This window comes from Streptomyces sp. NPDC006602, assembly GCF_042870385.1.
Lineage (GTDB): Bacteria > Actinomycetota > Actinomycetes > Streptomycetales > Streptomycetaceae > Streptomyces.
Map to the genome: position 1 here is coordinate 110,498 of NZ_JBIAHG010000017.1, position 26,186 is coordinate 136,683.

The 26,186-nt window shown below is 70.9% G+C and carries 23 protein-coding genes and 1 pseudogene; 15 read left to right on the forward strand and 9 right to left on the reverse strand.

The features are described 5' to 3' along the window. Positions 1-65: 65 nt before the first annotated feature. The 3 genes from ACFYO2_RS32775 to rhaI all read right to left on the reverse strand — a co-directional run bounded on the left by ACFYO2_RS32775 (position 66) and on the right by rhaI (position 4,861). Positions 66-1,514 (reverse strand): rhamnulokinase family protein, encoded by a 1,449-nt coding sequence (locus tag ACFYO2_RS32775; RefSeq protein WP_388356192.1) that lies wholly within the window; start codon positions 1,512-1,514, stop codon positions 66-68. After that, positions 1,511-3,550, reverse strand: coding sequence for a bifunctional aldolase/short-chain dehydrogenase (locus ACFYO2_RS32780; protein WP_388356194.1), 2,040 nt, complete (start codon positions 3,548-3,550; stop codon positions 1,511-1,513). The genes ACFYO2_RS32775 and ACFYO2_RS32780 overlap by 4 nt, the downstream gene beginning before the upstream one ends. Before the next feature lie 150 nt (positions 3,551-3,700). Continuing rightward, positions 3,701-4,861: an L-rhamnose isomerase gene (gene rhaI / locus ACFYO2_RS32785; protein ID WP_388356195.1), complete on the reverse strand. Its 1,161-nt coding sequence runs from the start codon at positions 4,859-4,861 to the stop codon at positions 3,701-3,703. 249 nt (positions 4,862-5,110) lie between these two features. Between rhaI and ACFYO2_RS32790 the strand changes: the two genes are divergently transcribed. The 10 genes from ACFYO2_RS32790 to sigJ all read left to right on the forward strand — a co-directional run bounded on the left by ACFYO2_RS32790 (position 5,111) and on the right by sigJ (position 15,897). Beyond that, positions 5,111-6,628: a sugar ABC transporter ATP-binding protein gene (locus ACFYO2_RS32790; RefSeq protein ID WP_388356197.1), complete on the forward strand. Its 1,518-nt coding sequence runs from the start codon at positions 5,111-5,113 to the stop codon at positions 6,626-6,628. Next, a complete protein-coding gene (locus ACFYO2_RS32795; RefSeq protein WP_388356199.1) occupies positions 6,625-7,707 on the forward strand; it encodes an ABC transporter permease in 1,083 nt (360 codons plus the stop codon). Before ACFYO2_RS32790 ends, ACFYO2_RS32795 begins: the two co-directional genes overlap by 4 nt. Next, positions 7,700-8,725: an ABC transporter permease gene (locus ACFYO2_RS32800; RefSeq protein WP_388356202.1), complete on the forward strand. Its 1,026-nt coding sequence runs from the start codon at positions 7,700-7,702 to the stop codon at positions 8,723-8,725. Before ACFYO2_RS32795 ends, ACFYO2_RS32800 begins: the two co-directional genes overlap by 8 nt. A gap of 13 nt (positions 8,726-8,738) precedes the next feature. After that, a complete protein-coding gene (gene rhaS, locus ACFYO2_RS32805) occupies positions 8,739-9,824 on the forward strand; it encodes a rhamnose ABC transporter substrate-binding protein (RefSeq protein WP_388356204.1) in 1,086 nt (361 codons plus the stop codon). Between the two features lie 47 nt (positions 9,825-9,871). Then, positions 9,872-10,192, forward strand: a complete 321-nt coding sequence (locus ACFYO2_RS32810; RefSeq protein ID WP_388356207.1) for an L-rhamnose mutarotase — start codon at positions 9,872-9,874, stop codon at positions 10,190-10,192. A gap of 38 nt (positions 10,193-10,230) precedes the next feature. Beyond that, positions 10,231-11,661 carry a BNR repeat-containing protein gene (locus tag ACFYO2_RS32815; protein ID WP_388356209.1) on the forward strand — a complete coding sequence of 477 codons (1,431 nt, stop codon included), beginning with the start codon at positions 10,231-10,233 and terminating at the stop codon, positions 11,659-11,661. A gap of 122 nt (positions 11,662-11,783) precedes the next feature. Continuing rightward, on the forward strand, positions 11,784-12,809 hold the full coding sequence (locus ACFYO2_RS32820; protein ID WP_388356212.1) for a LacI family DNA-binding transcriptional regulator: 1,026 nt from the start codon (positions 11,784-11,786) through the stop codon (positions 12,807-12,809). A 112-nt stretch (positions 12,810-12,921) separates the two neighbouring features. Continuing rightward, complete coding sequence (locus ACFYO2_RS32825; RefSeq protein ID WP_388356351.1) at positions 12,922-14,223, forward strand: alpha/beta fold hydrolase; 1,302 nt, start codon at positions 12,922-12,924, stop codon at positions 14,221-14,223. 91 nt (positions 14,224-14,314) lie between these two features. Further along, a complete protein-coding gene (locus ACFYO2_RS32830; RefSeq protein ID WP_388356354.1) occupies positions 14,315-14,920 on the forward strand; it encodes an FxLYD domain-containing protein in 606 nt (201 codons plus the stop codon). Between the two features lie 83 nt (positions 14,921-15,003). Further along, complete coding sequence (gene sigJ, locus ACFYO2_RS32835) at positions 15,004-15,897, forward strand: RNA polymerase sigma factor SigJ (protein WP_388356215.1); 894 nt, start codon at positions 15,004-15,006, stop codon at positions 15,895-15,897. A gap of 1 nt (position 15,898) precedes the next feature. Here the strand turns inward: sigJ and ACFYO2_RS32840 are convergent, their stop codons facing one another. Beyond that, complete coding sequence (locus tag ACFYO2_RS32840; RefSeq protein ID WP_388356217.1) at positions 15,899-16,099, reverse strand: DUF5999 family protein; 201 nt, start codon at positions 16,097-16,099, stop codon at positions 15,899-15,901. 199 nt (positions 16,100-16,298) lie between these two features. Between ACFYO2_RS32840 and ACFYO2_RS32845 the strand changes: the two genes are divergently transcribed. Then, entirely contained in the window at positions 16,299-17,129 is an 831-nt protein-coding gene (locus ACFYO2_RS32845; protein ID WP_388356219.1) for a pentapeptide repeat-containing protein, read from the forward strand. On the opposite strand, the gene ACFYO2_RS32850 is transcribed toward ACFYO2_RS32845, so the two are convergent. Next, a complete protein-coding gene (locus ACFYO2_RS32850; protein ID WP_388356222.1) occupies positions 17,091-18,623 on the reverse strand; it encodes a cytochrome P450 in 1,533 nt (510 codons plus the stop codon). The two genes, ACFYO2_RS32845 and ACFYO2_RS32850, sit on opposite strands and share 39 nt — an antisense overlap. Positions 18,624-18,731: 108 nt before the next feature. On the opposite strand from ACFYO2_RS32850, the gene ACFYO2_RS32855 reads away from it, so the two are divergent. Together ACFYO2_RS32855 and ACFYO2_RS32860 are read left to right on the forward strand one after the other, a co-directional pair. Continuing rightward, complete coding sequence (locus ACFYO2_RS32855; RefSeq protein ID WP_388356225.1) at positions 18,732-19,334, forward strand: TetR/AcrR family transcriptional regulator; 603 nt, start codon at positions 18,732-18,734, stop codon at positions 19,332-19,334. Positions 19,335-19,446: 112 nt separating this feature from the next. Beyond that, positions 19,447-20,172 (forward strand): DUF2470 domain-containing protein, encoded by a 726-nt coding sequence (locus ACFYO2_RS32860; protein ID WP_388356227.1) that lies wholly within the window; start codon positions 19,447-19,449, stop codon positions 20,170-20,172. On the opposite strand, the gene ACFYO2_RS32865 is transcribed toward ACFYO2_RS32860, so the two are convergent. The 4 genes from ACFYO2_RS32865 to ACFYO2_RS32880 form a co-directional block, all read right to left on the reverse strand. Then, positions 20,140-21,348, reverse strand: a complete 1,209-nt coding sequence (locus tag ACFYO2_RS32865) for a lactonase family protein (RefSeq protein ID WP_388356230.1) — start codon at positions 21,346-21,348, stop codon at positions 20,140-20,142. The genes ACFYO2_RS32860 and ACFYO2_RS32865 overlap by 33 nt on opposite strands. A 120-nt stretch (positions 21,349-21,468) precedes the next feature. Beyond that, positions 21,469-22,509 (reverse strand): hypothetical protein, encoded by a 1,041-nt coding sequence (locus tag ACFYO2_RS32870; protein WP_388356233.1) that lies wholly within the window; start codon positions 22,507-22,509, stop codon positions 21,469-21,471. Positions 22,510-22,563: 54 nt separating this feature from the next. After that, a complete protein-coding gene (locus tag ACFYO2_RS32875; protein WP_388356236.1) occupies positions 22,564-23,826 on the reverse strand; it encodes an aromatic acid exporter family protein in 1,263 nt (420 codons plus the stop codon). A gap of 327 nt (positions 23,827-24,153) precedes the next feature. After that, positions 24,154-24,648 (reverse strand): FBP domain-containing protein, encoded by a 495-nt coding sequence (locus ACFYO2_RS32880; RefSeq protein ID WP_388356239.1) that lies wholly within the window; start codon positions 24,646-24,648, stop codon positions 24,154-24,156. A gap of 135 nt (positions 24,649-24,783) precedes the next feature. Between ACFYO2_RS32880 and ACFYO2_RS32885 the strand changes: the two are divergent. Further along, positions 24,784-25,029, forward strand: a pseudogene (locus tag ACFYO2_RS32885) (DUF3626 domain-containing protein); the annotation flags it as partial. A gap of 125 nt (positions 25,030-25,154) precedes the next feature. Continuing rightward, a complete protein-coding gene (locus ACFYO2_RS32890; protein ID WP_388356242.1) occupies positions 25,155-26,135 on the forward strand; it encodes a phosphotransferase family protein in 981 nt (326 codons plus the stop codon). Positions 26,136-26,186: the final 51 nt, after the last annotated feature.

Sequence of the window (26,186 nt, forward strand, 5' to 3'; positions counted from 1 at the left end):
TAGAGGTGGTCGATCATCGGATGAGTGAAGGGTAGTCCGGGGTGGATGGGCCCGGGGAGTCCCCGTCACCCCACGGCGAGCCGGGCCTGCGCCTCGCGCCACCGTGCGGTGTCGCCCTGCGGCTCGTACCGGGTCAGCGGCTGGGTACGCACGAGCAGCCCGCGCATCCCCGCCAGGTCGCCGACGAGCCCGTGGGCCCGGGCCTGTACCAGGACATTCCCCAGGGCCGCCGCCTCCGTCGGGCCCGCCACCACCGGCAGCCCGCAGGCGTCGGCGGTCAGCTGGCACAGCAGCGCGTTGCGGGTGCCGCCGCCGACGACGTACACGACGTCGACCGGGTGGTCGGCCAGCCGCTGCGCGTCCTCGACGGCCCGGCGATGGGCCAGGGCGAGGGAGTCGAGGATGCAGCGGGTGATCTCGGCGGGCGACTCGGGCACCGGCTGCCCCGAGACCCGGCACGCCTCGGCGATCCGCTCCGGCATCCGGCCCGGCGCCAGGAACGCGGCGTCACCCGCGTCCACGACCGACCGCAGCGCAGGCGCCTTGGCCGCGTCGAGGAGCAGCGCCCCGAGATCGGGGTCGCCCCAGGCCCGTACGCACTCCTGGAGCAGCCACAGTCCCATGATGTTGCGCAGATAGCGGACCGTGCCGTCCAGCCCCAGCTCGTTGGTGAAGTTGGCGGCGCGGCTCTCCTCCGTCAGAACCGGCGCGTCCAGCTCCAAGCCCGCCAGGGACCAGGTGCCGGTACAGATGTACGCGAACCGCTCACCGCCCGCCGGGACGGCCGCCACCGCGGACGCGGTGTCGTGCGAGCCGACCGCCGTCACCGGCACCGGCCCGTTCAGCCCGGTCTCCTCCAGCACCTGGGGCCGCAGTACGCCCGCCGCGTCGCCGGGCTGTCGCAGCGGCGCGAACAGCCCGAGGTCGATGCCGAGCCGGGAGGCGAGGTCGTACGACCACTCGCGCGTCCTGGGGTCGATCAGCTGGGTGGTCGACGCGTTGGTCAGCTCGGTGCCCTGCTCGCCGGTGAGCCAGTAGGTGAGCAGGTCGGGGATGAGCAACAGGCGCTTCGCGTACGCCAGGTGGGCGGAGGAGCGGGCCGCGGCCAACTGATAGAGGGTGTTGAAAGGGGCGAACTGCAAGCCGGTCGCCGCGTACAGCTCCTCGGCGGGCACGGTCGCCCACACCTTCTCCGCGACGCCCTCGGTCCGCGCGTCCCGGTAGTGCACGGGGTTGCCGAGCAGCGCCCCGTCGGCGTCGAGCAGGCCGTAGTCCACGGCCCAGCTGTCGATGCCGACGGAGTCGACCTGGTCGGCCGCCCGCAGCCCCTCCAGGACACCCCCGTAGAGCCCGAGAATGTCCCAGCGCAACCCCTCCGGAACCCGCACGGGCCGGTTGGGGAAGCGGTGCGCCTCGGTCAGCTCCAGGCTGTCGGTCCCGACGCGGCCGACCATCACGCGCCCGCTGGACGCACCCAGATCGACCGCGGCGTACGACTTCACGTGCGCGCTCATCGCAGGAAGGCGGCCGCGACGCCGGCGTCGACCGGGATGTGCAGCCCCGTGGTGTGCGTCAGCTCCCCGCCGGTCAGTGCGAAGACCGCGTTCGCGACGTGGTCGGGCAGCACCTCGCGCTTGAGGATGGTCCGCTGGGCGTAGTACTCGCCCAGCTTCTCCTCCGGCACGCCGTACACGGCTGCCCGCTTCGCGCCCCAGCCGCCCGCGAAGATCCCGGAGCCGCGTACGACCCCGTCCGGGTTGACGCCGTTGACGCGGATGCCGTGCTCGCCCAGCTCGGCGGCCAGCAGCCGCACCTGGTGGGCCTGGTCGGCCTTGGTCGCGGAGTAGGCGATGTTGTTGGGGCCGGCGAACACGGCGTTCTTCGAGGCGATGTAGACGATGTCGCCGCCCAGTTCCTGCGCGATCATCACCCGGGCCGCCTCGCGCGAGACGAGGAAGGAACCGCGGGCCATGATGTCGTGCTGGAGGTCCCAGTCCTTCGCCGACGTCTCAAGCAGCGGCTTGGAGATGGAGATCCCGGCGTTGTTGACCACCAGGTCGACCCCGCCGAAGGCCAGCGCCGCCGCCTTGAACGCCTCGGCGATCTGCTCCTCGGACGTGACGTCGACGGTCACGGCGACGGCCTTGTCGGCACCGCCCAGCTCCTCGGCGACCTGAGCGGCGTTCTCCGCGTTGAGGTCCGCGATCACCACACACGCGCCCTCGGCGACCAGCCGCTCGGCGATCGCCTTCCCGATCCCGCTGCCGGCGCCGGTCACCAGCGCCACGCGGGTCGCCAGCGGCTTGGGCTTCGGCATCCGCTGAAGCTTGGCCTCCTCCAGCGCCCAGTACTCGATCCGGAACTTCTCCGACTCCTCGATCGGCGCGTACGTCGAGACCGCCTCGGCCCCGCGCATCACGTTGATCGCGTTCACGTAGAACTCGCCGGCCACGCGGGCAGTCTGCTTGTCCTTGCCGAAGGAGAACATGCCCACACCGGGAACCAGCACGATCGCCGGGTCGGCGCCGCGCATCGCGGGGGAGTCGGGCTCGGCGTGCCGCTGGTAGTAGGCGGCGTACTCCTCGCGGTACTCGGCGTGCAGCTCCTTCAGCCGGGCGATCGCCTCGTCGAGGGGAGCAGTCGGCGGCAGGTCGAGGACCAGTGGTCGGACCTTGGTCCGCAGGAAGTGGTCGGGGCAGGAGGTGCCGAGCGCGGCGAGCCGCGGATGCTCGGCCGCGGCGAGGAAGTCGAGGACGACCTCGGCGTCGGTGAAGTGTCCGACCTGCGGCCTGTCCTGCGAGGCGACGGCACGGACGTACGGCGCCAGGGCCGCGGCCCGCTCCCGTCGCTCACCCTCGGGCAGCGCCTCGTACCCCTCGATCACCGGACCGAACGGCTCCGGCTTCCCCCGCTCGGCGAGGAACGCCTCCGCGGTGCGGATGATGTGCAGCGAGTTGCGCTCGCACTCCTCGGACGTGTCACCCCACGCCGTGATCCCGTGTCCGCCGAGGACGCAGCCGATCGCCTGCGGGTTGGCCTCCTTCACCGCCGCGATGTCCAGCCCGAGCTGGAAACCGGGCCGCCGCCACGGCACCCACACCACGGTGTCGCCGAAACACTCGGCCGTCAGCTTCTCCCCGTCGGCCGCACAGGCCAGCGCGATCCCGGAGTCCGGGTGCAGATGGTCCACGTGTGCGGCCTCGACGAGCCCGTGCATGGCGGTGTCGATGGACGGAGCCGCACCGCCCTTCCCATGCAGGCAGTAGTCGAACGCGGCGACCATCTCGTCCTCGCGCTCGACGCCCGGATACACACCGGTGAGCGCGCGCAGCCGATCCAGCCGCAACACGGCCAGCCCGCCCTCGGTGAGCGTCCCGAGGTCACCACCGGACCCCTTGACCCACATCAGCTCGACGTCGCCGCCGGTAACGGGATCGGTGTCGGTGCCCTTGGCGGACGTGTTGCCGCCGGCGTAGTTGGTGTTACGGGGATCGGCGCCGAGTCGGTGAGACCGGGCGAGGAGAGCGGCGGCTTCGGGGTGCGGTGCCATGAACTTCCAGTCCTTACGTGAAAGAGGGTGAGTACGTTTGCCCAGGGGCGCGGGGCTGTATCGACATGCTGCTCCGCCGCGTGAGCGCGACCAGCCACATGCGGCCCGCAGCCTGCAACCGGTATTACCCGGCGGACGCAATGCGGCCGTTCACGCCCCCCAACCCGCCTGCTGACCACCGACCCGCTCTGCCACGATCTTCTCGGCCCACCCGGACCGGCGATACGCGGCGATCGGGTCGGGGTCGAGCCCCATGTCCTCGCGAAGCGAACGAAGCAACGGACGCACGTCCGTGTTGTACGCATCCATGATCACGGCGTTCGCCTCCAGCACGTCCCCCGACCGCTGTGCCACATCCAGCGCCTCCCGGTCCACGAGCAGTGCCTTCGCCGTGGCCTCCTGCACGTTCATCACGGACCGGATGATCGCGGGGATCTTCGCCTCGATGTTGTGGCACTGGTCGAGCATGAAGGCGACCGAAGGCGCGAACCCGCCCCCGCGGATCACCTCGTACATGATCCGGAACAGCTGGAACGGATCCGCGGCCCCCACCATCAGGTCGTCGTCCGCGTAGAACCGCGAGTTGAAGTCGAACCCGCCGAGCTTCCCCTCCCGCAGCAGCGTGGCGACGATGAACTCGATGTTGGTGCCCGGGGCGTGGTGACCGGTGTCGACCACCACCTGCGCCTTGCCGCCGAGCTTGAGGCAGTGGGCGTACGCCGTCCCCCAGTCCGGCACATCGGTGTGGTAGAAGGCGGGCTCGAAGAACTTGTACTCGAGCAGCATGCGCTGGTCGTCGCCCAGCCGCCGGTACACCTCGGCCAGCCCTTCCGCGAGCCGGTCCTGCCGCTCCCGGATGTCGTCCTGACCGGGGTAGTTCGTCCCGTCCGCGAACCACAGCTTCAGATCCCGCGAACCGGTGGCATCCATGATGTCGACGCACTCCAGCAGGTGATCGAGCGCCTTGCGCCGCACCGCCGGATCCGCGTGACAGATGCTGCCCAGCTTGTAGGCGTCGTCCTGGAACGTGTTCGAGTTGATCGCGCCCAGCTTCACGCCGCGCTCCTCGGCGAACTTCGCCAGCGCCGCATAATCGTCGACCTTGTCCCACGGGATGTGCAGGGCGACCGTCGGTGCCACGCCCGTGAACTCGTGCACCTTCCCGGCGTCGGCCAGCTTCTCCCATGGATCGCGGGGAACACCGGGCTGCGCGAACACCTTGAAACGCGTCCCCGAGTTCCCGTACGCCCACGACGGCGTCTCGACTGCCTGGGTCTTGAGAGCGGCCTTCACCGCGGCGAGGTCGGTCACTTGGGGCTCCTCTGTAAGCCGTTCCGTATGAATCGATTCAAAGCGCGAAACTATGGCTCCCCCGTAGGGGTGTCAAGAGTTCCGGCAAACCCCGCTGGCCGTGCTCCGACCGTGACCTTTGGCTATCGAAAGTTTTTCGAACCGGACCCATTGACGTGGCGTGGCTGGCGCGCCTAACGTCCCGGCAACCAAGTTGAAACCTTTCATGACGCTGTGACGGCTTCCGCCGGCGTTGTCGAGGAGCCCCTCATGACCCACCCGTCCGAAGCGGGTCCGGCCCCGGTGCTGTCGCTCAAGGACGTCTCCAAGTCCTTCGGAGCGGTGCGCGCCCTGCGGGACGTGTCCCTGGAACTGTTCCCCGGTGAGGTGCACGCGCTCGCCGGTGAGAACGGTGCGGGCAAGTCGACCCTCATCAAGACCCTCGCAGGGGTGCACCGACCGGACGCCGGCCAGGTGCTCCTGGACGGCGAGCCCGTCCTCTTCCACGGCCCAGGCGACGCCCGCGACGCCGGCATCGCCGTGATCTACCAGGAGCCCACGCTCTTCCCCGACCTGTCGATCGCCGAGAACATCTTCATGAGCCGCCGGCCGCGGCGCACTCTCGGCCGTATCGACCACAAGGCCACGCACGACGCGACCCTGGCCCTGATGCGGCGCCTCGGTGTCGAACTCGACCCCGACCGCCCCGCCCGCGGCCTTTCGATCGCCGATCAGCAGATCGTGGAGATCGCCAAGGCCCTCTCCTTCGACGCCCGCGTCCTGATCATGGACGAGCCGACCGCGGCCCTCACCGGCAGCGAGGTGGCCCGCCTCTTCGGAGTCGTCCGCACCCTGCGCGAGCAGGGCGCCGCCGTTCTGTTCATCTCGCACCGCCTCGAGGAGATCTTCCGGATCTGCCAACGGGTGACCACCCTGCGCGACGGCGCCTGGATCGCCAGCGAGCCGATCGAGGGCATGACCGAGGACGATCTCGTACGCCGCATGGTCGGGCGCGACCTCGACGAGCTCTACCCGAAGCAGGACGTCCAGGCGGGCGAAGTCGCCCTGAGCGTACGGCGGTTGACCCGCGAAGGCGTCTTCACCGACGTGACCTTCGACGTACGGCACGGCGAGATCGTCGGCCTCGCCGGCCTCGTCGGCGCCGGCCGTACGGAGGTGGCCCGGGCCGTCTTCGGTATCGACCGCTGGGACGCGGGCGAGGTCTCCGTGGACGGCCGCGCGCTGACCAACGGCGCCCCTTCCACCGCAATGGCCGCGGGCCTCGCGCTGGTCCCGGAGGACCGGCGCGCCCAGGGCCTGGTGATGGACATGTCCATCGAGCGCAACATCGGGCTCACCGGACTCCGTACGACCGTCAAGGCGGGCCTCGTCGACCGCGGCGCCGAACGCAGCCGTTCCCTCGACTGGGCCGTCAAGCTCCAGGTGAAGTACGCCCGGATCGCCGACACCGTCTCCACGCTGTCCGGAGGCAACCAGCAGAAGGTCGTCCTGGCCAAGTGGCTCGCCACCGGACCCAGGGTGCTGATCGTCGACGAGCCGACCCGTGGCATCGACGTCGGCACCAAGGCCGAGGTGCACCGGCTGCTCAGCGAGCTGGCCGCCGACGGCGTCGCCGTCCTGATGATCTCCTCCGACCTGCCCGAGATCCTCGGCATGGCCGACCGCGTGCTGGTGATGCACGAGGGCCGGCTCACCGCCGAGATCTCCCGCGCCGAAGCCACCGAGGAAACCGTGATGGCCGCAGCCACCGGGAGGGCCGCCGCATGACGGTGACCGCCCCCAACTCCGCCCCCGCCACAGAGGTGCCCAAGTCCAGCGGCACCCGACTGGTCGACCGCGTCTTCAAGATGCGCGAACTCGCCATCCTGGCCGTCTTCCTGGTGATGATCGCCATCACCCAGGCGGGCAACAGCGAGTTCCTGTCCGAGCAGGGCATCAAGGACCTCCTGCTGAACGCGACCATCCTGGTGCTGGTCGCCACCGGCCAGTCCATGGTCGTCATCACCCGCAACGTCGACCTGTCCGTCGGCTCGACCCTCGGCATCAGCGCCTTCGCCACCGGCCTCTATCTCCAGGGGGGCGGCAACCCGGTCGTCGCCGTCGTCCTGGCGGTCCTGCTCGGCATCGGCTTCGGCCTGCTGAACGGACTCCTCGTCAGCCTCGGCCAGGTGCCCGCCCTCGTCGTCACCCTCGGCACCCTCTACATCATCCGCGGTATCGACTCCATCTGGGTCGGCTCCCGCCAGATCACCGCGGCCGACCTGCCCGGCTCATTCGTGGACTTCGGCTCCGGCGGCCTGTCGGCTGTGCCGTGGCTGGCGATGATCGCCCTCGTCGTCCTGGTGGCCACCGCGTACTACCTCAAGCACTACGGCAGCGGCCGCGAGATGTACGCCCTCGGCTCCAACCCCGAGGCCGCCCGACTCGCCGGGATCCCCGTCCGCAAGCGGATCCTGGCCGCGTACACCTTCTGCGGAGCCCTCGCGGGCCTCGCGGGCGCCATGTACCTGGCCCGGTTCGGCAACGTCGACTCCGGTACCGGCAACGGCTACGAACTCACCGTCGTCAGCGCGGTCGTGGTCGGCGGTGTCGTCTTCACCGGCGGCTCCGGCAGCGTCTACGGGGCCGCTCTCGGCGCCCTGCTCCTCACCTCCATCAACAGCGTGCTGCCCGCCCTCGGCGTCAGCTCCGTGTGGGTGCTCGCCATCAACGGCATCCTGCTCATCCTCGCCATCGCGGTCGACCGGATCGTCGCCCTGCGCGTGGCCACGGCCCTGAAGAAGAAGTCGGCCGCGGCCAGGACCACCGCTGCCCCCGTGAAGAAGGGAGACGCCGGCCATGCCTGAGTCGCTCACCCGCGCCATCCGCTGGTCCGCCTCGTTGAGGTGGGACGGGGCGGTCGGCGCCCTCCTGATCGTCCTGTTGCTGCTGTCCTTCTCCACCGTCGACGGCTTCGGCAACGCCCTCAACCTGTCGTTCCTCATCGGCAACACCCTGCCCATCGCGCTGATCGCCCTGCCGATGACGCTCCTCGTGGTCTCCGGCGAGATCGACCTGTCGGTGGCCTCCACGGCCGGTCTGTCCGGCGCGGTGATGGGCGCCCTGTGGAACGAGGGCCTGACGATCGAGGTGATCATCCCTATCTGTCTGCTGCTCGGTGTCGTCTGCGGGCTGATCAACGGCCTGCTCGTCACCCGGCTCGGACTGCCGTCCCTCGCCGTCACCATCGGCACCCTCGCCGCCTACCGGGGCATCGCGCAGATCGTCCTCGGCTCCGACGCCGTGACCGACTTCCCCACCCAGTACCTGGACTTCGCCGCCGGACGCGTCGGGGACACCTTCGTCCCGCAGGCCTTCCTGCCCTTCCTGGTGCTGCTCGCGATCGCCGTGGTCGCCCTGCACGCCACCCCGTTCGGGCGGTCGCTGTTCGCGATCGGCGCCAACGAGGAGGCCGCGCGCTTCGCCGGCATCCGCGTCAAGCGGCAGAAGCTCATCCTGTTCACGGTGACCGGCCTGATGGCCTCCCTCACCGGCATCTTCTGGGCGCTGCACTACGCCAGCGCCCGCTATGACAACGCCACCGGACTCGAACTGTCCGTCGTGGCGGCCGTGTTGCTCGGCGGAATCGACTTCGACGGCGGCAAGGGCACGCTCGGCGGCGCGATCGCGGGAGTCTTCCTGCTCGGCGCGCTGCAGAACGTGATGAGCCTCCAGGACGTCTCCGCCCAGTCGCAGATCGTCGTCACCGGCGTTCTGCTCGTCCTGTCCGTCCTCGGCCCCCGGGTCGCACGGCAGATCTCCATCGCGAGGGCGGGCCGCAGGGCCGCCTCGACCCCGACCTCGTCCCTCAGCTCACCCTCGTAAAGGAACCTTCGCCATGCGCAAGTCGACCCTCCGCCGCACCTGTGTGGCCTTCGCCGCCGTCACCTCCCTCGCCCTGGCCGCCACCGCCTGCGGCGGCACCACCAAGGAGGACGTGAAGAGCGAGAGCACCGGCTCCGCCGCCTCCGCGGGCAAGGCCGACCCGAACGCCGCCCTCAAGAAGGGCCTCACCGTCGGCTTCCTGCCCAAGCAGGTCAACAACCCGTACTTCACCTCCGCCGACAAGGGCGGCGAGGCGGCCCTCAAGGAGCTCGGCTCCAGCTATAAGGAGGTCGGCCCCTCCAGCGCCACCGACACCTCCGGCCAGGTCTCCTACGTCAACACGCTCACCCAGCAGCAGGTCGACGCGATGGCCGTGTCCGCGCAGGACCCGGGCGCTCTGTGCACCGCGCTCAAGCAGGCCATGAGCAACAAGATCAAGGTCGTCACCTACGACTCGGACACCAACCCCGAGTGCCGCAACGCCTTCGTCTCGCAGGCCAGCGCCGAGGACCTCGGCCGCACCGAGGTGCAGCTGCTCGCCGAACAGATCGGCTACAAGGGCGAGATCGCGATCCTGTCCGCCGCGCAGACCGCGACCAACCAGAACACCTGGATCGAGTTCATGAAGGACGAACTCAAGGACCCGAAGTACAAGGACATCAAGCTCGTCAAGACCGCGTACGGCAACGACGACGCCCAGCAGTCCTTCCAGCAGACCCAGGGCCTGCTCCAGCAGTACCCGAACCTGAAGGGGATCATCTCCCCGACCACCGTCGGCATCAAGGCCGCCGCGCAGTACCTGTCGGGCTCCAAGTACAAGGGCAAGGTCAAGCTGACCGGCCTCGGCACCCCGAACGACATGCGCAAGTACGTCAAGAACGGCACCGTCGAGGGCTTCGAGCTGTGGGACCCGTCGAAGCTCGGCGAGCTGGCCGCCCGCACGGCCGTCGCGCTGGTCTCCGGTCAGATCACCGGTAAGGAGGGCGAGACCTTCAAGGCCGGCGACATGGGCGAGTACACCATCGGCAAGGACGGCGTGATCAGCCTCGGCAAGCCGACCGTGTTCGACGCGAAGAACATCGACCAGTTCAACTTCTAGTCAGGGGCCCCAACTCCCCTCGACTCCCCGTGGAGGAGCGGTACTTCATGCAGCGCGTCTGTTTCCTGCTCAAGGTCCGTGAGGACAAGCTCGCCGAGTACCGCGAACGCCACGCAGCCGTGTGGCCGGAGATGCTCGCCGCACTCTCGGCCACCGGCTGGCACAACTACTCCCTCTTCCTGCGCGACGACGGCCTGCTCGTCGGTTACCTGGAGACCGAGGACTTCGATGCCGCCCTGGCCGGCATGGCAGCCACCGAGGTCAACGCCCGCTGGCAGGCAGAGATGGCCCCCTTCTTCGAGTCCCTCGACGGCACCCGGCCCGACGAGGCGATGAAGCCGCTCACCGAAGTGTTCCACCTCGCCTGACACCCCCTGTCACCTCGCCGACAATGGAGTCCCCCGAGATGAAAAGACGTACGTTGCTGGGCGCCGCCCTCGCCACCGCCGTGGTGAGCCCCGCCTTCGCCGCCGGCACCGCACGGGCCGCCGACCCCGGCCCGTCGGTCACCCTGACCGGCAGCACCCTGCTCGACTCCCAGGCCCTCTTCTTCGTCTCCTACGACGGCCTGGTCAACAACAACTCGTTCCAGAAGAACGGGTTGATGACATACAAGGGCTACCAGTACGCCGTCTGGTACACCGCCGACCGCAACGCCGTCGTCGCCCGCCGCGTGTTCGGCTCCAACACCTGGTCCACCGTCAAGGTCGGCCACACGCTCAAGACCAACGACTCCCACAACGTCATCTCCATGGGCATCTCCAAGGTCGACGGCCGGCTCCACCTCAACATGGACTCGCACAGCGACGGGTTCACCTACGTCAAGTCGGTCGCCGGGCTGATGGACAACCCCGCCGGCCTGAGCTGGGACACGAGCCGCTTCGGCGCACCCCAGTCCACCCTCGACGGGCTCGCGCTCACCTCGCAGTTCACCTACCCGCAGTTCATCTCGACACCCGACGGCAAGCTCCAGCTCAGCTACCGTGCCGGGATCTCCGGCAACGGCCGCAACGCCCTCGCGGAATACGACGGTTCGTCCTGGACCGCGCTCGGCGAGTGGACGTCCTCGACCGGCACCTACACCAGCGAGCACGGCTCCAGCACGGCCCGCAACATGTACCTGCACGGCATCGACTACGACGTCAACGGTCGCCTGCACTCCTTCTTCACCTGGCGCGAGCAGAACGGCGCCGTGATGTGCAACAGCGGCGGCATCACCAACCACGACACCGGCTACGTCTACTCCGACGACCGCGGCCGGACCTGGCGCAACAACGCGGGCACTGTCGTCGGCACCACGGGCGGCTCCGACAGGGTCTCGGTCACCGACTCCGGTCTGGTGGTGGACGCGCTCAACCCTGACCACTCCCTGATGAACCAGGAGAGCCAGTTCACCGACTCCGCCGGCCTCCCGCACGCGATCATCAGCTACGTACCCGGCCGCTTCGGTCAGTGCACCACGAACTACGTCACCGACCGCACGACCAACGGCCGCGCCTTCCACGTCCGCAAGAACTCCTCGGGCACCTGGCAGAAGACCGAGATCCCGGTCCCGCTGAACTCCAGCCAGCGCACCAAGCTGATCCTGGACAAGTACGGCAACGCGTACGCGATCTTCCCCTTCTGCCGGATCGCCGGAGCCTCCAAGGCCTCCGGGTACACCGACTGGACAGTGCTGTACGACGGCGTCGGCGCCGGGCTGAACGCCTTCGGCGAGGTCGTGATCGACGAGACGCGGATCGGGCAGGACAACTTCCTGTCGATCATGTACCAGGAGAAGTCCAGCGGTACGACGCCCTCGGCGCTCCGCTCGCTCAACTTCAGCCTGCCCGCCTGATGATCCCTACCGTTCGGAACCGGGAGACCGTGACCGACGCGGCAGTGGCGGGTGCGTGCGAACCACGAAGGTAGTGTGAACGCGCACCCGCCGCTCCCCATCCCCCTGGAGGTCCCCGCCTCATGGCCCAGTCGGTGGGTATCAAGGACGTCGCCCGTGCCGCCGGAGTCTCCGTCGGCACCGTCTCGAACGTCATCAACCGTCCGGACACGGTCGCCACCGAGACCCGGGCGCGCGTGCTGTCCGCCATAGAGCGGCTCGGCTACGTCCGCAGCGAGTCCGCACGCCAGCTCCGCGCGGGCCGCAGCCGGATCATGGGCCTGCTCGTCCTCGACATGGGCAACCCCTTCTTCGTCGACGTGGCGCGCGGTGCCGAACGGGCCGCGCGCGAGGCCGGCCTGGGCGTGATGGTCTGCAACAGCGCCCAGAACCCGGGCGAGGAGGCCGACTACCTCTCGCTCTTCGCCGAGCAGCGGGTGCGGGGAGTCCTGCTGACCCCGGCCGACGCGACCGGCCGCAACATCGAGTCCTTCCGGCGCCACGGCATCCCCTTCGTCCTGGTCGACCGGGTCGCCGAGGGCACCACCGAATGCTCGGTCTCCGTCGACGACGTGGCGGGCGGCGCGCTGGCCGTGCGCCACCTCGTCGACGCCGGGCACCGCTCCCTCGCGTACGTCAGCGGCCCGCCCGGCCTCAACCAGGTCCGCGACCGCCGTACCGGCGCCCTGAACGCCCTGGCCGAAGCCGGACTCGGCCCCGAGGCCATGCGTGAACTGCCCACCGAGCGGCTCGACGTGGCCGCCGGCCGGGACGCCGGCGCCCGCCTGCTCGGCCTCGGCGACCGCCCGACCGCCGTGTTCTGCGCCAACGACCTGCTCGCCCTGGGTGTCCTGCAGGCGATGTACGCGGCCGGTGTCGGCGTCCCCGACGACCTGGCGATCGTCGGCTACGACGACATCGAGTTCGCCGCCGCCGCGGCCGTCCCGCTCACCTCGGTCCGCCAGCCCGCCGTCACCATGGGGGCCCTGGCCGCCGAACTCCTCCTGGAGGAGACGGAGGAGGAGACCTCACCGCGCGGCCACGAGCACCGCAGGGTCGTGCTCCAGCCGGAACTGGTGGTGCGCCGCTCCAGCCTCTCGGCCCGCTGACTCTCCACTGACTCAGGGGCCAGCACGATTTCATGATCCCGGGGGTCGGTGGCCGGAGGAACTTGTGCTGAACTGGGACGCGGTCCGCAATCCGTCCGTCCCGGGAGCCCTGTTGTCCCTCACCTACCGTCAGCCCGGCGTCGTCCTCACCGACCGCCACTTCACCGTCCCCCTCGACCACGACGACCCGGCGGGGGAGAGCATCGAGCTCTACGCCCGTGAGGTCGTCGCGAGTGACAAAGCGGGCCAGGACCTGCCGTGGCTGGTCTACCTGCAGGGCGGCCCCGGCTTCGGGGCGAATCGCTTCGTCGGCAAGCAGGCCTGGCTCGGCCGCGCCCTGAAGGAGTACCGCGTCCTGCTCCTGGACCAGCGCGGCACCGGCCACTCCACCCCCGCCAACCGCCAGACGCTCCCGCTGCGCGGCGGCCCCGCCGAGCAGGCCGACTACCTCACCCGCTTCCGGGCCGACTCCATCGTCCGGGACTGCGAGGCGATCCGCCCGGCCGTCACCGGCGGCGCACCCTGGACGGTCCTCGGCCAGAGCTTCGGCGGCTTCTGCGCGGTGACCTACCTGTCCACCGCGCCAGAGGGCCTGCGCGCCGCCGTCATCACCGGCGGCCTGCCCTCGCTCCACGGCCACGCCGACGACGTCTACCGGGCCGCCTACCCTCGCATCGAGCGCAAGGTCACCGCGCACTACGAGCGCTATCCGCAGGACGTCGACCGCGCCCGGCAGATCGCCGAGTACGTACTGCGTCACGAGCCGGTCCTCCCGGGCGGCTACCAGCTCACCGCCGAGGCCTTCCAGTCCCTCGGGGCCGTCCTCGGCGGCAGCGAGGGCAGCCACCGCCTGCACTTCCTCCTGGAACACGCCTTCGTCCGCACATCGCAGGGCCCGGCCCTGTCCGACGCGTTCCAGGAAGAGGCCCAGTCCCTCCTGTCGTACGCGAGCCACCCCCTGTACGCCCTTGTCCACGAGGCGATCTACGGCCAGGACCGGCGCCCCACCGCCTGGTCGGCCGAACGCGTGCGCGCCGAGTTCCCCGGGTTCGACGCGGCCAAGACCCTCGCCGGCGAGGGACCGCTGCTGTTCACCGGCGAGTCGGTGCACCCCTGGATGTTCGACTGCGACCCGGCACTGCGCCCCCTGCGCGAGACCGCCGAACTCCTTGCCGCCCGCACCGACTGGACCCCTCTGTACGACCCCGCCCGCCTTGCCACGAACGAGGTGCCGGTGGCCGCGGCCGTCTACCACGACGACATGTACGTCGACGCGACCCACGCCCTGGAGACGGCCCGGGCCATCCGCGGCCTGCGCACCTGGGTCACCGACGAGTTCGAACACGACGGCGTGCGCGCGGGCGGCCCGCGGGTCCTGGACCGGCTGCTGGCACTCACCCGCGACGAGGTCTGAGGTCACGCCGGCCGACATGCCGGGCTGGAATGTCGGGCATAAGGTGCGTTTCGTCGGCTCGACGGCTCAGGAGGCTCGGATGCCCGAACCCATGCTCACCTTCGTCCGGTCCGGGTCGGCCGCCGTCGCGCTGACGGTGGCCGCCGGGCTCGCGCTGGTGTCGTGCAGCTCGGACAGCGACGACACCAGTACGCCGTCCACCGCCCGGCCGACCGCCCCCGACACGGCTTCCTTCTCCGGCACCCCGCCCACCGCCCTCAAGTCGGACGCCGCCTCGGCCGTGGAGTCGGCGCGCGCCGCGGCCTCCGCGGCGGCGTCCTCCGCCTCGGCCGCCGCGTCCTCCTTCGAGGCCTCGGTGTCGGCCGAGGCGGAGCGTGCCAACTTGGCCGCCGAGAGCGAGCTCAAGGATGTCGACGGGCAGGGCAACGCGATGTCCGAGGTCTCCATGACCGGCACACCGCGCTCCGCGACCGGCGGGCTGCTCGCCGTCGTCGTCACCATCACCAACACGACCGGCAAGACCGCGTCGTACGCCGTCCAGGTCGACTTCCTCGACGGCTCCGGCAAGGTCGTCGAGACCCGGTACGTCGGTGCCGAGAACCTCGAGCCCGGCGAGAAGGCCCAGCCGCTCGCCGTCAGCCGCAAGCCGGCCGAGCCCGTGCTCACGCCGAAGACGGCGAGGGCGCAGCGGTATTGAGGAGGAGACGTTCACAGCGCCGCGCGGTCGTGCTTGGATCATTCACGCCTTCACACGGCACCGGGACGTCTTGGGGGGACGGCATGAACGACACAGAGCTTCTCGCGGAGCGCTTCGAAGAACACCGTGGGCACCTGCGGGCGGTGGCCTACCGGATGCTCGGCTCGCTGGCCGAGGCGGAGGACGCCGTCCAGGAGACCTGGCTCAAGCTGAGCCGCACCGACGCGGGCGACATCCGCAACCTGGGTGGCTGGCTGACCACCGTCGTCGGCCGAGTCTGCCTCGACCTGCTGCGCTCGCGCACCGTGCGCCGCGAGGATCCCCTCGACGACACCTTCGTCCCCGACCCCGTGATCCGGCCCCTGACACGGACCGACCCGGAAGAGGAGGTCCTTCAGGCCGACTCGGTCGGTCTCGCCCTCCTGGTGGTCCTGGAGACACTGGAACCCGCAGAGCGGCTCGCGTTCGTGCTGCACGACATGTTCGCGGTGCCGTTCGACGACATCGCGTCGATCCTGGAGCGCAGTCCGGCCGCCACCCGCCAACTGGCCAGCCGGGCCCGGCGCCGCGTGCAGGGAGCCACGCCCTCGGCCGACCCCGACCTCGGCAGGCAACGCCAGGTCGTCGACGCCTTCATGGCCGCCAGCCGCGCCGGGGACTTCGAGGCGCTGGTCGCCGTCCTTCACCCCGACATCGTGCTGCGGGTCGATTCCGGGGCGCTGGTCTCGGGCGCGGCCGCGTCGAAGCTGGTGCGCGGTGCGAAGGCGGTGGCCGAACAGGCCATGATGTTCCGGCAGTTCGCCCCGTTCGCCCGACTCGCTCTCGTCAACGGCGAAATCGGCCTGCTCAACGCCCCAGGAGGACAGCTGCACTCGGTCATGGGCGTCACCGTCGCCGACGGCCGCATCGTCGCGATGCACATCCTGGCCGACCCCGAACGCCTCGCCCGCCTCGAAGTGCCGGACGCGACCGGCTGAGTCAGGCCGCGAGGGCCTGCGTGCCCGGCGTGCGGTGCGGGCTCACGACCCGTCCGTCGGGCAGGAGTTCACCGGTGTCGTCGAAGACGATGGTGCCGTCGCACAGCAGGCTCCAGCCCTGTTCGGGGTGGGCCGACACGATCACGGCACAGTGGTGGTCCGGGCTGACGGCGGTGGGACACGGGGACTGGTGGCTGCACATGGCTCTCTCCTCGATCCGGGTACGGCTCCTGCCTCGTTCGGCTCGTATCTCTGTGGTAGCCGAGGATGTTTTCCGTTGGATGAGGGGACCCCCACAAGGCCGAAGACGCATCGGTGAGTTTCCGGCCGCGGAGGCGTCCACTCCACGCCGGACGAACGCGGATCCGGGGCATGACCTGCGGGAAAGTAGACTGGAGGCCATGGCAGACCATACGACCGACCCGGCCGGGCTGCGCGGCGACTGCGAGCGGTGCTTCGGCCTGTGCTGCGTCGCCCTGCCCTTCGCCGCCTCGGCGGACTTCGCCATCGACAAGCAAGCCGGAAAGCCCTGCCCGAACCTTCAAGGCGACCACCGCTGCGGCATCCACGCCGAGTTGCGGACCAAGGGTTTCACCGGCTGCACGGTCTACGACTGCTTCGGGGCCGGTCAGAAGGTCTCGCAGCTCACCTTCGGCGGCCGGGACCCGCGCACGGGCCCGCGCGACGAAGCCCGGCGCATGGTCGACGTCTTTCCCGTCGTACGCCAACTCCATGAACTGCTCTGGTACCTCACCGAAGCACTCACCCTGCCGGCCGCCCGCCCGATCCACGCCGACCTCAGCCGGGCGCTGGAACGGACCGAGGCACTGACTCGTCGAACTCCCGAGGAACTCGGCGCGTTGGACGTCGGCGCCCACCGGCAGGACATCAACGTGCTTCTCCTGAAGACCAGCGAGCTGGCCCGGGCCGGCATACGCGGCAAGAAGAAGAACCGCCGTGGCGCGGACCTGATGGGCGCCCGCCTCAAGGGCGCCGACCTCAGGGGCGCCGACCTGCGCGGCGCCTACCTCATAGCCGCCGACCTCACCGGTGCCGACCTGCGCGGCGCGGACCTGATCGGCGCCGACCTGCGTGACGCCGACCTCACGGACGCGGACCTGACCGACGCCTTCTTCCTCACCCAGCCACAGCTGAACGCGGCCAGGGGTGGCGCGGGCACCCGGCTGCCGGGGTCAGTCACCCGCCCCGCGCACTGGACAGCGCGGCTCTGAGGGAGCCGCGTCGACAGCGGTCGCGGCAAACGAGTCCGCGGTGGCGGTCGCCCGCCGCTCCAGGTGCAACCGCAGCCCCTCCGGCATCAGCGTGAGCCGCTCGGTCACCCGCAGCCGGTAGTCCGGGTCGGGCCGCAGCTCGTAGCGGCGCAGCAGCAGGCCGAGGACCAGCGTGGCCTCGTGCAGCGCGAACTGCCGCCCGATGCACGCCCGCGCGCCCGTCCCGAACGGCTTGAAGGTGTGCGGGGGACGCGACCGTACGGCTTTCGCCTCGAAACGGTCCGGGTCGAATTCCTCGGCGTCGGCACCCCACACCGCCCGGTCGCGGTGCAGCATCGGCGTGATCACCAGCGTCCACGCGCCCCGCCGCATCGGATGCGCTCCCGCCAGCACCGTGTCCTGCCGGGCCTCCCGTGCGAAGGCGGGCGCCGTAGGCCACAGCCGCAGCGTCTCGTCCAGCACCCGCCGTACGTACCGCAGTTTCGCCACCTGGTCGTAGCCGGGCAGTGCCGTGTCGCCCCAGACCTGGTCGACCTCGGCGCGGGCGCGGGCGGCGACGTCAGGATGCCGGGCGAGGTAGTGGAGGGCGAAGGACAGCGCGCCCGAGGTGGTCTCGTGGCCCGCGACCAGGAAGGTGATGACCTGGCGCCGGACGTTCTCCGGGGACAGCCGCTCCCCGGTCTTTGGATGGGCCGTCTCCAGCATCCGGTCCAGCAGATCCCCGCCCCCGTCCTCGCCCCCGTTCCCGCTCGCCGTACGCCGGGCGTGGACCAGGTCGTCGACCGTGCGGTTGAGGTACACGATGTCGGCCTCGTTACGACGCGCGGCCCGGCGCAGCAGCAGCGGGAACGGCACCGTGTTCAGCCGCTGTGCATACGTGAGCGTGCCGATCATCGCCGTCACGAAGGGGTGCGGCCGGTCCCGTTCGAAGGAGCCGAAGTCGTGGCCGAAGCCGGTGCGCGCGATCGTCTCCAGGGTCAGCTTCGTCATGTCGCCGGGCACGTCCACCGCCCGGCCCGCCACCAGCTCACGGTCCCAGTGGTCGGTGAGCCGCCCGGCCACCGCCAGCATCATCGCGTGGTAGCCCTCCATGGCCTCCCGGCTGAAGCCCGGGGCCAGGACGTCGTGCGCCAGCTGCCAGTTGGGCTCGTGGTTGTACGCCGTGAACAGCCCGTCCCCGGCGACCGGCCGCAGATTCGCGACCCCGAGCCCCACATGCTTGGCGAACCGCGACTCGTCCGCCAGGTCGGCCACGAGGTCGGCACCCCACGTGAACACGAACTCCCTGCCGAGGGCCTTGCGCCGGAAGATCGGCCCCAGTCGGCGGCCGTGGCGGACGGTGTCCTGGAGCGGGGTGCGCCTGTCGACGCCGATCACGTCACCGAGCAGGGGGAGCCGGTGCGGCGGATGCGGGATGCGGTGCAGCTCGGGCCAGCCCTGCTCCGCGCCGCGGAATCCGGCGGGCAGCCCGGCCTCGTTCCTGGTCTCCGCCATGGCCCCATCTCCCTTGATGCAGCGGCAGGTTGCACCTGTTGTACGTCGGTTCAACAACGCGTTCCAGTCTGGTCCCGCTGTTGAACCGACGTCAAGTAAAGTGCGGACATGGCCGCGAACCAGGGCGCACGCGCACGCCGTCGGCTCAGCACCGAGGAGCGCCGGGAGCAGCTGCTGTCGGTGGGGGCGCGGCTGTTCTCGGAGAGCCCGTACGACGAGGTGTGGATCGAGCAGGTCGCCGAGATCGCCGGTGTCTCGCGCGGACTGCTCTACCACTACTTCCCGACCAAGCGGGACTTCTTCGCGGCGGTCGTGGAGCGCGAGAGCGAGCGCATGCTGCGGATGTCGGCGGCCGTGCCCGGGGTGCCGGTGCGTGAGCAGCTCGCCGCCGGCCTCGACGCGTATCTCGAGTACGTCCGGGCCCATGCGCACGGCTACCGCGCCTTCCATCGCGCCGACGCCTCGGGCGATCAGTCCGTGCGCAGGGTCTACCGGCGGGCGCTGGCGGCGCAGGAGCGGCAGATCCTCGCGACCCTGGCGGCCGATCCCGAGTTCGGTCCGCTCGCGCAGTCGCGGCCCGAACTTCAGCTGGCCGTCCGGGGCTGGCTGGGGTTCATCACCGCCGTGAGTCTGGAGTGGCTCCGCGGCTCGGACCTCTCCCGGGAGCAGGTGCGGGATCTGTGCGCCCGGGCACTGTTGGGCGTCATCTGAGACCCGGCGGTCCGGTCCTTCCGATCCCTGGGGCATTCATGGGCCGCCCGTGGTTGGCTTCGGCTCCGATCTTCGATAGGTTAGGCAAGCCTTACCTTAGGAGGTTATTGGGATGGCCGACAGCCAAACCTGGACGGCGGCGCCTTCCACGGCGGAGTGGGCCCGTTCGGTGCTCGCCGCCGCATGGTCCTGCGCGGTGACCGCGGAGGGCGGACGCGAGGAGTTCGTCGGCGCGCACACCGTGGCCGAGGACGGGCGGGTGCTGCTGCACGTGCCCGAGGACAGCACCCTGCTCGCGGCCGCGATCTGCGCGCCCCGCGGGGAGCCGTCCGCCGTCCTGGAGTTCGCCGACGTCGCGCCCGTCCCCGTGCGCAACCGGATCCGCGCCCGGCTGTGGATGGCCGGATGGTTCGTCCCCGAGGACGGCCACCTGGCGTTCCGGCCCACGCGGGTGGTGCTGCGCCGGGCGTCCGGCGCGGTGGTCGTCGACCTGGACGAGTTCGCCGCCGCCGCACCCGACCCGCTGGCCACGGCCGAGGCCCGGCTGCTCACCCACCTCGCCGACTGCCACGCCGACGCGGTCGAACGGCTCACCCGCCTCGTCGACTCCGACAGCCTGCACGGCGCGGTCCGCGTTCAGCCCCTCGCCGTTGACCGGCACGGGCTGACGCTTCGCATCGAGCGCGCCCGGGCCCACGGCGACGTACGGCTGGCGTTCCACCGGCCCGCTGACGACGTCTCCCAGCTCACCGAGCGCATGCACGTCCTGCTCACCCAGGCCAGTGCCGCCACCTGCCCCCGGGCCCTACAGCGGCAGCGCACAGACGGCGACGGGTGACGCGAACGGCTCGCCCGCCGGTCGCAGTTCACCGCTGTCCTCGTCCACATGGAAGACGCTGACCGTGCCGGACTTCTGGTTCGCAGCGAACAGCAGCGTCCCGTCCGGCGAGAAGGCGATCTGCCGCGGGAAGTCACCGGAGACCGCAACCGTGTCCAGCAGCCGGAGCCGGGCGCCGTCCGCCTCCACGGCATAACGCGTGAGGCTGTTGTGGCCCCGGTTGGCGAGATAGGCGTACGCGCCGTTCGACGTCACCAGAATCTGCGCCGGGTAGTTGGTGCCCGAGCCGGTCCCCGTCGACTGGGCGTCACCGACGGTCAGTCGGCCGCCGTCCGGATCGTAGGCGCAGACCGCGACCGTGTTGTCGACCTCGTTGGCCAGATACGCGTAGCGCCCCCCGGGGTGGAAGGTCAGGTGTCGCGGCCCGGCACCCGGCCGGGTGTGCGCCTGCGCGACTTCGCCGAGCCGGCCGGTCTTCTCGTCCAGGCGGTAGGTGTACACGGTGTCCGTGCCCAGGTCGACGGCGAGCACATGGCCGCCGTCGGGACTCGTCACGAACTGGTGGGCGTGCGGCCCCTCCTGACCCGGCCCGGGCGCCGGAGCGGAGTGGGTGACCAGATCGGCGCGGTCACCGAGCGCGCCGGAGGCGTCGATCGGGTGCACCGTCACACTGCCCGACGTGTAGTTGGCGCTGAGCAGCCAGCGTCCGCCGGGATGCACGGACAGATGACAGGGGCCTCCCCCTCCGGTGCTGCGGCTCCCCAGAACCTCGCGGTCGGACAGCCGCACGGCGGTCACGGCACCCGCCTCCCGCTCGTTCACCGCGTACAGCGTGCGCCCGTCCGGATGCACCGCGAGGTACGACGGGTCCGCGACGCCGGTGAGGGTTCCGGTGCCGGTGATGCGGCCGCTCGTGGCGTCGTAGGCGGCGAGACCGATGCCGGTGCCGCCGCCCTCCACGGAGGTGTAGGTGCCGACGTAGAGCGGACGGGGGCCGGAGGGCGCGTGGCTGCGGCCCGGAGCGCTCGTACTCGCCTCAGGGGCACTCGTGCCCGCCTCGGCTGCCGTCGGGTCGGTCGGCGGCGGCGCGTCGTCGCACGCGGGCAGTACGGCCGCGGCACCCGTCCCCGCCAGGGCGCCGACGAATCGGCGCCTGCTCCAGCCCTCACTGCCCATGTCCACACCTCAGGTCGTCGCTCGTCCCGCCGCGACTGCCACCTTCGCGTGGATCCCCCATCACGTGCAACGACGGCATCGTCCGTTGCGCCGAGCGCAACCGGCCCGTCGGCTCCTCGGCTACCAGTCGCCGTCCTGCACCGGCTTCCCCGGCGCGTCCTTCAGCGGCTGCACCTGCTGCGGCGAGGGCTCCTGCCAGGGCTCGTGGTCGTCCCCGAGCCAGTCGCCGACCGGCTTGACGTCCTGGAGGGTGTCCGTGGCCGCGAGGTCCTCGGCGTCCTGGTCGTAGTAGTCGAACCAGGGCAGCCCGGCGCGGGTGTACGCGGCGCGGTCCACGGGCGACGGCGGGGGAGCCTCGCCGGTGATGCGGCGCCACTCGGGAGGCGTCACCAGGTGCACGAACACCCGCCCCGCGGGCCGCTCGGCCCAGTCGGTCAGCGACCGGTCGTCCCGGTAGACCTCCTGACGCATCGAACCGCCCACACCCAGTCCCATCGCGGCCGCGGCCCGCGGCCGGCCCGCGGGCGCCGCGGCGGGGGCCGCCGGAGCCGACACGGGCATCGCCGCCCCATAGCTCTTGCCCGGCGTCGGCATCGCCCTGGCCCGCTCCGCCCGGAGCCGCTCCTCCTCCCGCCACCGGGCCAGCGGCCCGTCCTTCAGCGGGAACGACTGCAGTTGTACGCCGCCCCAGACCTCCTCGCCCGTGACCTGCCCCTCGACGGTCGCGCCCAGACCCAGCGGCACCGCCACGAACTGGCGGACCGTGCCCTTCCCGGAGTTGATGCCGTCCAGCCACGGCTGACGCGGCAGCACTACGTAGTTCTGCGGATCACGGGAGAGCCTCTCGCTCCACGGCTTGCCCGAGACCGCGCACACCTTGCCCACCCCGACCTGCAACGCGGCCGGCTCCCTCGTGCCCGAGAAGCTCAGCCACATCGCCTCGCGCAGGTACACCGGCAGCATCACCCCGCCGCGCGCCCGCCACTGCTGCGGGACGGTGTCCGGGTAGTCGGAAACCCGCCGGACGGGGAACTCGCCGAGCCCCGGCGGCAGCGGATGCGTGCCCGTCTCGGGCAGCCGCAGCGTGCGTACGAACCGCACCGCCGCACCGCCCGGCAGCCGCAGTGTGTTCCCGTCGATCCGCACGGTGGTGTCGGTCATCGACCCGCCCCCTTCGTCCCGGCCCCGGAGGCACGCCGCCTCAAGGTGACTTCTTCACCTTGAACGCCGCTCGGCGTCCGTACGGTTCCGGCGCAGCTGCTCGGGCACGCGCAGGCCCTCCCGCAGCCGGGTGAGCCGCGGCATGCGTTCGCGCTGCTCGCGGGAGACGCGGTCCAGTTCCTCCAGGAGGCGGCGCGAGCGGTGCTCGGTGTCGAGTTCGTCGAGGATCCGGTTCACCTCGGTGAGGACGGCACCGAGCAGTTGCCACTGGCGGGCGTCGCGCTGGACCTCTTCCAGCAGCAGCTGGGCCAGCTTGTCGCGGGTGGCCGCGGCCTGGCGCAACTCGGCGGTCAGCCGGGACTCCGCCGCGTCGGCGTTCAGGCTCACCGGGGTGGTGACCAGGACCGAGAAGCTGACCACGGCATCCGCGATCTCCGACAGCAGCCGCTCCACGGCGGCGCCCGTCTCCGCCGCGAAGGAGCGTGGACTGGGCTCGGAGTCGCGCTCCTTCGCGAGGTCGGTGAAGGTGCGCGCGAGCACCCGCAGCACGACCGTGCAGATCTCCAGCGTGTCCAGGCCGGTGCGCAGCACCACGCGGTGCAGCAGGCCCTCCTTCACGCGCGGATTGAGCCGCAGGCTGTCCTCGGCCTGCCTGAGGGCCGCGTCCACCTCGACGATGTCGTGGTCGAGCCGGCGCGCCTCGTGCAGCCGGGCCGTCGCATGCTCGACGGGCGTCCGGCCCGCCGCTTCCTCGCCCATGCTCAGCATCAACTGCCGCACCCGGCGGGCCAGCCCCTCGATCGACTCCCCGGCCTCGCCCACCCACACCGGAGGGGCGAACAGCAGATTGCAGCCGAGGCCGACGACCGCGCCGATCAGCGTCTCCAGCACCCGCGCCCAGGCGGTGTCCCCGACGGTCGTGACCCCGAGCACCAGCATCGCGCTGATCGCCACCTCGGGCACGAACTCGTCGACCCGCACCAGATGCCCGACGGCCAGCGCGGCCATGATCAGCAGCCCGAGGCTCCACCAGGTCAGACCCACCAGCAGACTGAAGGCGATGGCGACGAAGACCCCCGCCACCACCGAGTTCACCCGGCGGATACCGGTGGTGAGCGTGGAGTAGAGGGTGACCTGGACGACCAGCAGCGCGGTCAGCGGTGCGGTGAGCGGAGCAGCTTCGGGGCTGAGGCGCAGCGCGATGACATACGCGATCGTCGCCGCGGCCGACGACCGCAGCGCCTGTACGACGACGGGGTCCCGGTGCCGCTTCACCAAGCGCACCAGGGACGTCGTCCACTCCCGTACGTCTCGCATCCTCGGGCAGTCCCTTTCCACAGATGTACCGAAGGTACTCATTGAGGACCGCGACTGTCCGCAAGGAAACGTAGTCTGTCATTCCGCTCCGGCGCCCGGTACGCGGCGGTGCCGTACGGTCACCCGGGCCGATCCATGAGGCATACGACATGGCCAACGGACCGGATCCCTCCTGATCCTGCCGGCTCGGCCGGGCCCGGCCGACGCGCCGGATCGACACGGCCTACCAGGACGGCCCGTACGGCATCGCACTCGCCCGCGCTTGCGACGTCCTCGTCCACCTGCACGATGTGGAGGCGGCACGACTGCGACCAGCGACCGGCGAGGTCAGACGTACAGCCGGTCCAGGAACGCGGACAGATTCCCCGTCGCCCTCGCGATCTGCTGCTCCAGGGTCAGGCTCTCCTCGAAGCGTGACCCGGATTCCAGGGCCTTCTTGCCGCGCAGGTAGAGGGAGCACGCCAGGTCGGTGCACATGTAGATGCCCACCGAGTTGCCCTCCCGGCCCGCCGGGCCGGCCTTGCGGGCGGTCATCAGGGAGACGCCGCCGCCCGGGTGGGTGGTCAGGCACAGCGAGCACATGCTGCGGTGCAGGAAGCCGCGCTTGGACGACGGGAAGCGCAGGGTGACGCCGACCGGCCGGCCCTCCCGCTCGGTGACCAGATAGCTGCGATCGGGGGCTCCCGGATCGCGCCAGCCCAGGAAGTCCAGGTCGTCCCACGGGCGTTGGTCGAGGTCCCGGGGGACGGCCAGGCGTTTGGCCTCGCCCTTCGAGCAGTTGACGAATGAGTTGCGGATGTCGTCCTCGGTGAGTGATCTCATGGGGAGCCTCCCGGTGATCGTGCACTGAAACCTAGGGGTATTAGGTTGGCGGCCAGGGTAGGCAGGCGTGAAGGGGAGAGGCCAGTGGATTTCGGGGATGTCGGGGCACCGCGGGCGCGGGCCGCGCTGGTGCGTGTGGCGGCGGGCTCCGAGGGGCCTGCCGCTGCCCTTGACCTGCGTATCACACTGAACTTCCATCCGGACCGAACGGTGCGCGGGGTGACCGTCCTGCGGGCGCTCGCCCGGGACGGCACATATCACTCGCAGTTCGTCACGGGAACCAGCAACGGTGGCCTCACCGCGCATCCCGGCGGCGACCGGTGGCGCTGGGAGAGCCGGATCTTCGGCGGGGTCCAATTCCGTGCCCTGTACCGGGAGCAACGCCGGACCCCGGCGAGGCGGCACCATAAAGTGGTGGCTCAACGGGCGGCTGAAGGCCGGGTGTTGGGTCGAGGACGTGCCTGGCGGGTGACCGGAGGAAGGGGTGGGTGCGGGTGGGGGAATCGATGCATACCTGGGAACGGGCCCGGCGCGTCCTGGAAGAGGCGCGCCTGCCCGCGGACCGCCTCACCCGCGTCCGCCCGCTGACCGGGGGCACCTACACCACCGTCGAGGAACTCCTCCTCGCCGACGGCAGCCGTTACGTGCTGAAGGTCGCCCCCGCGCCGACCGTGCCGGGCCTGCGCTACGAGAGCCAACTTTTGATCTCCGAGGCGGAGTTCTACCGGGCGGCCGCCGAGGCCGGCGTTCCGGCGCCGCACGTCGTGGCGGTCGGCGGCGACAGCGCCGTACCGCATCTGCTGATGACGGCCTGCCCCGGCGAACCCTGGAACGGCTCCCTGGCTGAGTCCGAACGGGCCGGACTGCGCATGGAGCTGGGTCGCCAGGTGGCTCTTCTGCACACGGTGACCGGGCCGGGCTTCGGCTATCCGTCGGGCGCCCTCGGGCCGCTCGCCCCCGACTGGCGGACCGCCTTCGGTGCCATGATCGAGGCGGTCCTGGACGACGCCCGCCGCTACCGGGCCCGACTGCCCCGGCCCTCCGACGAAGTGGCGCGGACCATCCGGGCCGCCCTCCCCGCTCTCGACGAGGTCACCACCCCCTGCCTGGTCCACTTCGACCTGTGGGAGGGGAACATCCTCGTGGACCGCCCGGCGGGGGAGCGGCCCCGCATCGGCGGGCTCATCGACGGGGAGCGCATGTTCTGGGGCGACCCCCTCGCCGACCTCGTCTCCCTGGCGCTGCTGGGCGACATCAAGAAGGACGAGGCGTTCCTCGCGGGCTACCGGGAGGCCGGCGAGCGGGCCGAGTTCGACGCCCCGGCCCGGCTGCGCCTCGCCCTCTACCGCGCCTACCTCTACCTGATCATGCTCGCCGAGACGATTCCGCGGGCGGTCGACGCGGACCAGGACCGCTGGGTGCAGAAGGCGGTCGCGCCGGAACTCGTCGCGGCACTGGAGGAGATCGAGGACCTCACCCCTCGCTAGGCCCTGTCCCTGGGGGAGCATGCAGGGCGTCGCGCGGCGGGCGGGAATGTT

What these genes read in the sequence shown, in the direction of transcription:
- ACFYO2_RS32860 (WP_388356227.1), top strand. Translation starts at nt 19,447, where the DNA reads ATGGCCGACAGCCAAACCTGGACGGCGGCGCCTTCCACGGCGGAGTGG.
- sigJ (WP_388356215.1), top strand. Translation starts at nt 15,004, where the DNA reads ATGAACGACACAGAGCTTCTCGCGGAGCGCTTCGAAGAACACCGTGGG.
- ACFYO2_RS32855 (WP_388356225.1), top strand. Translation starts at nt 18,732, where the DNA reads ATGGCCGCGAACCAGGGCGCACGCGCACGCCGTCGGCTCAGCACCGAG.
- ACFYO2_RS32880 (WP_388356239.1), bottom strand. Translation starts at nt 24,648, where the DNA reads ATGAGATCACTCACCGAGGACGACATCCGCAACTCATTCGTCAACTGC.
- ACFYO2_RS32815 (WP_388356209.1), top strand. Translation starts at nt 10,231, where the DNA reads ATGAAAAGACGTACGTTGCTGGGCGCCGCCCTCGCCACCGCCGTGGTG.
- ACFYO2_RS32850 (WP_388356222.1), bottom strand. Translation starts at nt 18,623, where the DNA reads ATGGCGGAGACCAGGAACGAGGCCGGGCTGCCCGCCGGATTCCGCGGC.
- ACFYO2_RS32820 (WP_388356212.1), top strand. Translation starts at nt 11,784, where the DNA reads ATGGCCCAGTCGGTGGGTATCAAGGACGTCGCCCGTGCCGCCGGAGTC.
- rhaS (WP_388356204.1), top strand. Translation starts at nt 8,739, where the DNA reads ATGCGCAAGTCGACCCTCCGCCGCACCTGTGTGGCCTTCGCCGCCGTC.
- ACFYO2_RS32810 (WP_388356207.1), top strand. Translation starts at nt 9,872, where the DNA reads ATGCAGCGCGTCTGTTTCCTGCTCAAGGTCCGTGAGGACAAGCTCGCC.
- ACFYO2_RS32780 (WP_388356194.1), bottom strand. Translation starts at nt 3,550, where the DNA reads ATGGCACCGCACCCCGAAGCCGCCGCTCTCCTCGCCCGGTCTCACCGA.
- ACFYO2_RS32890 (WP_388356242.1), top strand. Translation starts at nt 25,155, where the DNA reads ATGCATACCTGGGAACGGGCCCGGCGCGTCCTGGAAGAGGCGCGCCTG.
- ACFYO2_RS32775 (WP_388356192.1), bottom strand. Translation starts at nt 1,514, where the DNA reads ATGAGCGCGCACGTGAAGTCGTACGCCGCGGTCGATCTGGGTGCGTCC.
- ACFYO2_RS32795 (WP_388356199.1), top strand. Translation starts at nt 6,625, where the DNA reads ATGACGGTGACCGCCCCCAACTCCGCCCCCGCCACAGAGGTGCCCAAG.
- ACFYO2_RS32870 (WP_388356233.1), bottom strand. Translation starts at nt 22,509, where the DNA reads ATGACCGACACCACCGTGCGGATCGACGGGAACACACTGCGGCTGCCG.
- ACFYO2_RS32800 (WP_388356202.1), top strand. Translation starts at nt 7,700, where the DNA reads ATGCCTGAGTCGCTCACCCGCGCCATCCGCTGGTCCGCCTCGTTGAGG.
- ACFYO2_RS32875 (WP_388356236.1), bottom strand. Translation starts at nt 23,826, where the DNA reads ATGCGAGACGTACGGGAGTGGACGACGTCCCTGGTGCGCTTGGTGAAG.
- ACFYO2_RS32845 (WP_388356219.1), top strand. Translation starts at nt 16,299, where the DNA reads ATGGCAGACCATACGACCGACCCGGCCGGGCTGCGCGGCGACTGCGAG.
- ACFYO2_RS32790 (WP_388356197.1), top strand. Translation starts at nt 5,111, where the DNA reads ATGACCCACCCGTCCGAAGCGGGTCCGGCCCCGGTGCTGTCGCTCAAG.
- ACFYO2_RS32840 (WP_388356217.1), bottom strand. Translation starts at nt 16,099, where the DNA reads ATGTGCAGCCACCAGTCCCCGTGTCCCACCGCCGTCAGCCCGGACCAC.
- ACFYO2_RS32830 (WP_388356354.1), top strand. Translation starts at nt 14,315, where the DNA reads ATGCTCACCTTCGTCCGGTCCGGGTCGGCCGCCGTCGCGCTGACGGTG.
- ACFYO2_RS32865 (WP_388356230.1), bottom strand. Translation starts at nt 21,348, where the DNA reads ATGGGCAGTGAGGGCTGGAGCAGGCGCCGATTCGTCGGCGCCCTGGCG.